The sequence below is a fragment of the Selenomonadales bacterium genome, from assembly GCA_017442105.1.
GTDB lineage: Bacteria > Bacillota > Negativicutes > RGIG982 > RGIG982 > RGIG982.
Genome location: JAFSAX010000162.1, coordinates 1 through 7,274, shown reverse-complemented (window position 1 = coordinate 7,274; position 7,274 = coordinate 1). Strand labels below are relative to the sequence as shown.

At 47.1% G+C, this 7,274-nt stretch carries 11 protein-coding genes; all 11 read right to left on the bottom strand.

Features of this window, described 5'->3' with window-relative positions; all coding sequences use genetic code 11:
- Positions 1-115: 50S ribosomal protein L2 (gene rplB / locus IJN28_06525; protein ID MBQ6713422.1), on the bottom strand; the 115-nt coding region annotated here is incomplete at its 3' end.
- A 29-nt stretch (positions 116-144) separates the two neighbouring features.
- Positions 145-432, bottom strand: a complete 288-nt coding sequence (gene rplW / locus IJN28_06520) for a 50S ribosomal protein L23 (protein ID MBQ6713421.1) — start codon at positions 430-432, stop codon at positions 145-147.
- Positions 432-1,055 (bottom strand): 50S ribosomal protein L4, encoded by a 624-nt coding sequence (rplD, locus tag IJN28_06515; protein ID MBQ6713420.1) that lies wholly within the window; start codon positions 1,053-1,055, stop codon positions 432-434. The genes rplW and rplD overlap by 1 nt, the downstream gene beginning before the upstream one ends.
- A 38-nt stretch (positions 1,056-1,093) precedes the next feature.
- Entirely contained in the window at positions 1,094-1,735 is a 642-nt protein-coding gene (gene rplC, locus IJN28_06510; protein ID MBQ6713419.1) for a 50S ribosomal protein L3, read from the bottom strand.
- Between the two features lie 14 nt (positions 1,736-1,749).
- Positions 1,750-2,061 carry a 30S ribosomal protein S10 gene (gene rpsJ / locus IJN28_06505; protein MBQ6713418.1) on the bottom strand — a complete coding sequence of 104 codons (312 nt, stop codon included), beginning with the start codon at positions 2,059-2,061 and terminating at the stop codon, positions 1,750-1,752.
- Positions 2,062-2,267: 206 nt separating this feature from the next.
- Positions 2,268-3,455, bottom strand: coding sequence for an elongation factor Tu (gene tuf, locus IJN28_06500; GenBank protein ID MBQ6713417.1), 1,188 nt, complete (start codon positions 3,453-3,455; stop codon positions 2,268-2,270).
- A 38-nt stretch (positions 3,456-3,493) separates the two neighbouring features.
- Complete coding sequence (gene fusA, locus IJN28_06495; protein ID MBQ6713416.1) at positions 3,494-5,569, bottom strand: elongation factor G; 2,076 nt, start codon at positions 5,567-5,569, stop codon at positions 3,494-3,496.
- Between the two features lie 32 nt (positions 5,570-5,601).
- Positions 5,602-6,072 carry a 30S ribosomal protein S7 gene (rpsG, locus tag IJN28_06490; protein ID MBQ6713415.1) on the bottom strand — a complete coding sequence of 157 codons (471 nt, stop codon included), beginning with the start codon at positions 6,070-6,072 and terminating at the stop codon, positions 5,602-5,604.
- 13 nt (positions 6,073-6,085) lie between these two features.
- Positions 6,086-6,463: a 30S ribosomal protein S12 gene (locus IJN28_06485; GenBank protein ID MBQ6713414.1), complete on the bottom strand. Its 378-nt coding sequence runs from the start codon at positions 6,461-6,463 to the stop codon at positions 6,086-6,088.
- A 78-nt stretch (positions 6,464-6,541) separates the two neighbouring features.
- On the bottom strand, positions 6,542-6,793 hold the full coding sequence (locus tag IJN28_06480) for a ribosomal L7Ae/L30e/S12e/Gadd45 family protein (GenBank protein ID MBQ6713413.1): 252 nt from the start codon (positions 6,791-6,793) through the stop codon (positions 6,542-6,544).
- Positions 6,794-7,080: 287 nt separating this feature from the next.
- Positions 7,081-7,274, bottom strand: a 194-nt coding sequence (locus tag IJN28_06475; GenBank protein MBQ6713412.1) for a hypothetical protein, incomplete at its 5' end; no start/stop codon positions are given.

Below are 7,274 nucleotides of genomic sequence, written 5' to 3'. Positions count from 1 at the left end.
GGAAAAGACGAACAACAAGGGATTTCTCCGGTTTGTCAGTCGTGATTTCTTCAAAGCTAGCAACCGTCATAAATCTTCTGCCCGCAGAATACGGTTTAAAACTTTTTACTGCCATTATGGTGCTCCTCCTTTACCTAAAATTCGTTATACGCCTTCGAAGAATTCAATGCGCTGACCTTCAGCCAATTTCACGATTGCTTTTTTGTAATCGGAACGTTTGCCCTGAGTACGGCCCATGCGTTTCGTTTTACCGAGAACACGAACCGTGTTAACGGATTCAACTTTTACTTTGAATACTTCTTCAACCGCCTGGCGAATTTCAGTTTTGTTAGCTGCCATATCGACAACGAACGTGTATTTGTTATCCTGCATCAATGCAGCAGATTTTTCCGTGATAACCGGACGAACCAAAATATCATGTGCTTTAGACATTATGCAAGCACCTCCTCAATGCGGGAGATCGCGTCTTGAGCAACGAAAATTTTCGTGTAATGAAGAAGATCGTATACATTAAGACCCATGGAAGTGATTACTTTAACACCCTGGATATTGCTTGCGGATCTTTCAACATTTTCAATCGCGTCTGCCGTAATAATGAGAGCTTTACCTTCAGCATTGAAGTCGCTGAGCATTTTTACGACATTTTTCGTTTTCGGCTGATCGAAATTAATCGAATCAACAACGAAGATTTCCTGATCGTTCACTTTCGAAGACAATGCACATTTGATTGCCAAACGGCGCTGTTTCTTCGGCATGCTGAACGCATAGGAGCGAGGCTGCGGTCCGAATACCGTACCACCGCCAACCCAGATCGGGGAGCGGGAGCTACCGCAACGTGCGCGACCCGTACCTTTTTGTCTCCAAGGTTTACGGCCACCACCGCGTACAAGACCTCTCGTTTTTGTAGCGTGAGTACCGAGGCGCTGGTTAGCGAGCTGCATAACAACTGCTTGATGTACCAAAGCTTCGTTTACTTCTACGCCGAATATATTTTCATTTAATTCAACTTCACCGGTAGTTTCTCCGGCAATATTGTATAATGCTACTTTAGGCATATAGCACATCCTCCTTTCGATGTTCGGAAGTCCCGAACTTAATGTTTCGGCTTCACAGTATTTTTGATCACTACAAAGCTACCTTTCGGTCCGGGAATAGCACCCTTAATCAAAATAAGGTTGCGCTCTGGATCAATGCGTACAACGGTCAAACGCTGTACCGTTACTTTGTCAGCTCCCATACGACCCGGCAGTTTTTTGCCTTTGAAGACTTTACCGCCGCCGCCGCTGATCATCGGTCCGATAGAACCGGGTTCACGATGCGATTTAGAGCCGTGTCCCATTGGTCCACGTCTAAAGTTATGACGTTTAATACCGCCGGCAAAACCTTTACCTTTCGATACACCAGTTACGTCGATTAACTCGTTTTCTTCGAAAGTATCAACACCGATTACCTGACCAACTTCATATTCGGACGGAGCTGCGAGGCGAAGTTCACGAATGAATTTCACCGGAGCAACACCGGCTTTATCGAAGTGACCTTTCATCGGTTTCGTAACGTGTTTATCTTTAACAGCGCCGAAGCCCAGCTGAACTGCGTTATAGCCGTCATTCTCTACTGTTTTATTCTGAAGTACAACAGTTTTGCCCGATTCAACAACTGTTACCGGAACAACTTTACCTTCCGGCGTGAAAATCTGGGTCATTCCAAGTTTTTTACCTAAAATTGCTTTCGCCATTGATTAGCCACCTCCTACATTTTAATTTCGACATCTACGCCTGCCGGCAAGTCCAAACGAGTCAAAGCGTCGATCGTTTTTGCCGTCGGTTCCAAAATGTCAACCAAACGTTTGTGCGTGCGCATTTCGAACTGTTCACGCGAATCTTTGTTGACATGCGGCGATCTCAAAATTGTGAAGATATTTTTTTCTGTAGGAAGCGGAATCGGTCCAGATACCATAGCACCTGTTCTTTTTGCCGTTTCAACGATTTTCGAAGCACTCTGATCCAATGCTTTGTGATCGTATGCTTTCAAACGGATTCTGATTTTTTTCTGTTTTGCCATTTTAAAATTTTTCCTCCTTATCGCCCGTTCTCTAGGACGGACACTTCTCCGTGGAAATCTCCCCGCAGCCCCGCGGGCAACCTCCCACGTCATCGCATTAGGGCTTTGGTCATTACTGCTAATATTTCAGTAAGAGGACCATTCCGCAATAGTAGAGGCGACAAGAGTCGCCCCTACTATTTTGGAAATCTTTTGTTAAGCTTTAATTAAGCTTCAATTTCAGTTACAGCGCCAGCGCCTACCGTACGGCCACCTTCGCGGATAGCGAAGCGAAGACCTTTTTCGATAGCGATCGGCGTGATGAGTTCGATGTTCATGCGAACGTTGTCGCCCGGCATAACCATTTCAACGCCTTCTTCAAGGTTGATAACGCCAGTTACGTCAGTCGTACGGAAGTAGAACTGCGGACGGTAGTTGGAGAAGAACGGCGTATGACGGCCACCTTCTTCTTTCGTCAATACATAAACTTCAGCTTTGAATTTCGTGTGCGGATGAATGGAACCCGGTTTAGCCAAAACCTGACCGCGTTCGATTTCTTTTCTGTCAACACCACGAAGGAGTGCGCCGATGTTGTCACCAGCTACTGCCTGGTCGAGGAGTTTACGGAACATTTCAACGCCCGTTACAACCGTGGATTTGGATTCGTCAGTCATACCAACGATTTCAACCGTGTCGCCAACTTTGATAACGCCACGTTCTACACGGCCCGTAGCAACCGTACCACGACCAGTGATCGTGAATACGTCTTCGACCGGCATCAAGAACGTTTTGTCAGTGTCGCGTTCCGGAGTCGGGATGTAAGCGTCAACTTCAGCCATCAATTCGAGAATTTTAGCTTCGTATGCTTCATCGCCTTCGAGAGCGCGGAGAGCGGAACCGGAAACAACCGGAATGTCATCGCCAGGGAATTCATATTCGCTGAGAAGTTCACGAACTTCCATTTCAACGAGTTCCATGAGTTCTTCGTCGTCTACCATGTCAGCTTTGTTGAGGAATACTACCATTGCCGGTACGCCTACCTGACGGGACAAGAGGATGTGTTCGCGAGTCTGCGGCATCGGGCCGTCAGCAGCACTTACTACGAGGATAGCGCCGTCCATCTGAGCAGCACCAGTGATCATGTTTTTAACATAGTCAGCATGGCCCGGGCAGTCAACGTGTGCATAGTGACGAGTTTCAGTTTCATATTCAACGTGCGCCGTGTTGATCGTGATACCACGTTCTCTTTCTTCCGGAGCTTTATCGATCATGCTGTAGTCTTCGAACTGAGCCAAGCCTTTTTTCGAGAGTACTTTCGTGATTGCAGCCGTGAGAGTCGTTTTACCATGGTCAACGTGACCGATCGTACCGATATTAACATGCGGTTTTGTTCTTTCAAACTTTTGTTTTGCCATTGTTTGTTTGCCTCCTTAAATTTGTGCTATGATATCGCTTAGCCTTTGAGCTTAGCTACAATAGCCTCGGAAATATTTTTAGGAACTTCATCATAGTAGGAAATTTCCATCGAGTAGTTGCCGCGACCCTGCGTTTTGGAACGAAGGTCTGTCGAGTAACCGAACATTTCCGCAAGCGGAACGAATGCGCGGATCGACTGTGCACCGTTTCTGGATTCCATACCTTCAATGCGACCACGACGCGAGTTCAAGTCGCCGATAACGTCGCCCATGTATTCTTCCGGAACTACTACTTCTACCTTCATGTAAGGTTCGAGGAGTACCGGATTTGCTTTTGCAGCACCGTTTTTAAAGCCCATGGAACCGGCAATTTTGAACGCCATTTCCGAGGAGTCGACATCATGGTAAGAACCGTCGTATACGATAACTTTGATGTCTACCATCGGGTAACCGGCAACTACGCCGTTTTCCATTGCTTCTTTAACACCGGCTTCGATCGGGTTGATGTATTCTTTCGGAATCGCACCACCGACAACTTTGTTTTCAAAGCTGAAGCCTGTACCCGGTTCTTGCGGGATAAGTTCGAGCCAGCAGTGACCGTACTGACCGCGACCACCGGACTGACGAACGAATTTACCTTCGGTTTTGAGCTGTTTGCGGATCGTTTCACGATAAGCAACCTGCGGAGCACCAACCGTACATTCAACTTTGAATTCGCGGAGCATACGGTCAACGATGATCTCAAGGTGAAGCTCGCCCATACCGGAGATGATGCACTGGCCTGTTTCTTGGTCAGTTGCAACGCGGAACGTCGGATCTTCTTCTGCGAGACGCGCAAGCGCGATACCCATTTTTTCCTGGTCGGCTTTCGTTTTCGGTTCTACTGCAACCGAGATAACCGGTTCAGGGAATACCATCGATTCGAGGATGATCGGGTTTTTGTCATCGCAGAGCGTGTCACCCGTCGTCGTATCTTTAAGACCAACTGCTGCTGCGATATCGCCGCTGTATACAACGTCGATCTCTTTACGGTTGTTGGCATGCATCTGAAGGATACGGCCGATTCTTTCTTTTTTCTTCTTCGTCGAGTTGAAAACGTAAGAACCGGACTGCATGACGCCGGAGTACACGCGGAAGAACGCGAGTTTACCAACGTACGGGTCAGCCATGATTTTGAACGCGAGAGCTGCGAACGGCTCTTCGTCGCTCGACGGACGGCAATCAGCTTCGCCCGTTTCCGGGTTAACACCTTTGATCGCCGGTACGTCAACCGGGCTCGGCATGTAAGCGATTACTGCATCGAGCATCGGCTGTACGCCTTTGTTTTTGTAGGAAGAACCGCAAAGGACCGGAGTCATTTTGCAAGCGATCGTTGCTTTACGGATCGCAGCTTTGATCTCTTCGACCGTAAGTTCTTCGCCTTCGAGATATTTCATCATCAGATCGTCATCGCTCTCAGCTACTGCATCGAGGAGGTTCTGACGATATTCTTCAACTTTGTCCATCATATCTTCCGGAATGTCTACTGCTTCGCTCGTTTTGCCGAGGTCGTCAACATAAACGAGAGCTTTCATTTCGATAAGATCGACGAGACCTTTGAATGTGTCTTCAGCACCGATCGGCAACTGAATCGGAACAGCGTTCGTACCAAGGCGCGTTTTCATCATATCAACTACGTTGTAGAAGTCCGCACCGAGGATATCCATTTTGTTGACGTATGCCATACGCGGTACGCCATATTTGTCAGCCTGACGCCATACCGTTTCAGACTGCGGTTCAACGCCGCCTTTTGCACAGAAGACTGCAACAGAACCGTCAAGAACGCGCAACGAACGTTCTACTTCTACCGTAAAGTCCACGTGACCGGGTGTATCAATGATGTTGATACGATGATTGAGCCAGTGGCACGTCGTAGCAGCGGAAGTAATCGTGATACCTCTTTCCTGCTCTTGTGCCATCCAGTCCATCGTCGCACCGCCATCATGAGTTTCCCCAATTTTGTGTACGATACCGGAGTAAAACAGAATACGTTCAGTTGTCGTAGTTTTACCGGCATCGATGTGAGCCATGATACCGATATTTCTAGTCATTTCAAGAGAACAATCTCTAGCCACTACTTACAACTCCTTAATTAGCTGTTTTTATCCTACCAACGATAATGTGCGAATGCTTTGTTTGCTTCCGCCATTTTGTGAGTATCTTCTTTCTTTTTGATAGCTGCGCCCATGTTGTTAGCTGCATCCATCAATTCGTTCGCCAAACGTTCTTTCATCGTTTTTTCGCCACGCAAACGAGCGTAGTTAACGATCCAACGAATACCGAGCGTCAAGCGACGTTCAGCACGAACTTCAACCGGAACCTGGTAGTTAGCACCACCAACGCGGCGAGCGCGTACTTCGAGTACCGGCATTACATTTTTGAGAGCCGTGTCGAAAACTTCGAGCGGATCTTTACCGGTTTTTGTTCTGATATTTTCAAATGCGTCATATACTACCTTTTCGGCAACGCCTTTTTTACCGGACAACATTACTTTGTTGATGAAACGGGTTACAATTTTGCTGTTGTACACCGGATCCGGCAGCACGTCGCGTCTAGGAACAGGACCTTTTCTAGGCATAGGTTATCTCTCCTTATTTCTTCTTATCGCGTTTTGCGCCGTATTTGGATCTGCTCTGTTTACGGTTCTGTACGCCAGCCGTGTCAAGAGCACCGCGGATGATGTGGTAACGAACCCCCGGTAAGTCTTTTACCCTGCCGCCTCTGATGAGAACAACGGAGTGCTCCTGCAAATTGTGACCAATACCCGGAATGTAAGCCGTTACCTCGATGCTGTTCGTCAAGCGAACACGGGCAACTTTACGGAGTGCCGAGTTCGGTTTTTTCGGCGTCGTCGTGTACACTCTTGTGCAAACACCACGTTTCTGAGGACATTCTTTCAGTGCCGGTGCCGTCGATTTTGTTACCAATACTTGTCTGCTTTTTCTAACAAGCTGATTAATTGTTGGCATACCTGCACCTCCTTCCCAAATTTTAGATTCATTATTTTTCAAACCGCATTACATGAAGTACTGCGGTTCTTAACAAAGTTATGCCTGGCGGACAGTTGCTGCCGCCGCCGCTCCTACTGCAATCGAGCAAGCGAGCCCAAGGCTTTTCATGTCAGAGACCCGTACGATTTCGACTTCGTTTGCTTCACACAACGCTTTGAGCGGTGCCAGCACCCTTTCGTCTGCGTCGTCAGCGAGGAATACGCACGTTGCGATGTTCTTCGTGACTGCTTTCGTTGTTTGCTTGATTCCAATAACTTTTTTGCCGTTTTTTAAACGTTCCAGCGACATATTTGATTCACACCCTCTATGAAAATGCAATTCTTCATACAGACACTATCACAGTTTAACATCAGTTATATCGTCTGTCAACAATTTTTTTCAAAAAAACAAAGCGCTTTTTACCTTGGTTTTTCGCGCTTTTTCATGTCCACGTATCGGTGTGTTTCATCTCTTATAGTATACCAAAATCTCACCAAAAAAGCGAGCATTTTTTTTATTTTTTTGGCCTTTTTTTAAAGTTTTTTTGCCAAAATAAAAGAAGCAGATCCCATTTCTGGAAATCTGCTTCTTATTTGTTATTCGGTTACAGCTTCTTCTACTGCTTCTTCAACTTGAGGCTCTGCGGTGAGGGCACCGGAGTCTACTTTGATGTTGCGGTAGCGCGTCATGCCGGTACCTGCCGGGATGAGTTTACCGATGATAACGTTTTCTTTGAGGCCGAGGAGCGGGTCGATCTTTCCTTTGATGGCTGCATCGGTGAGGACTCTTG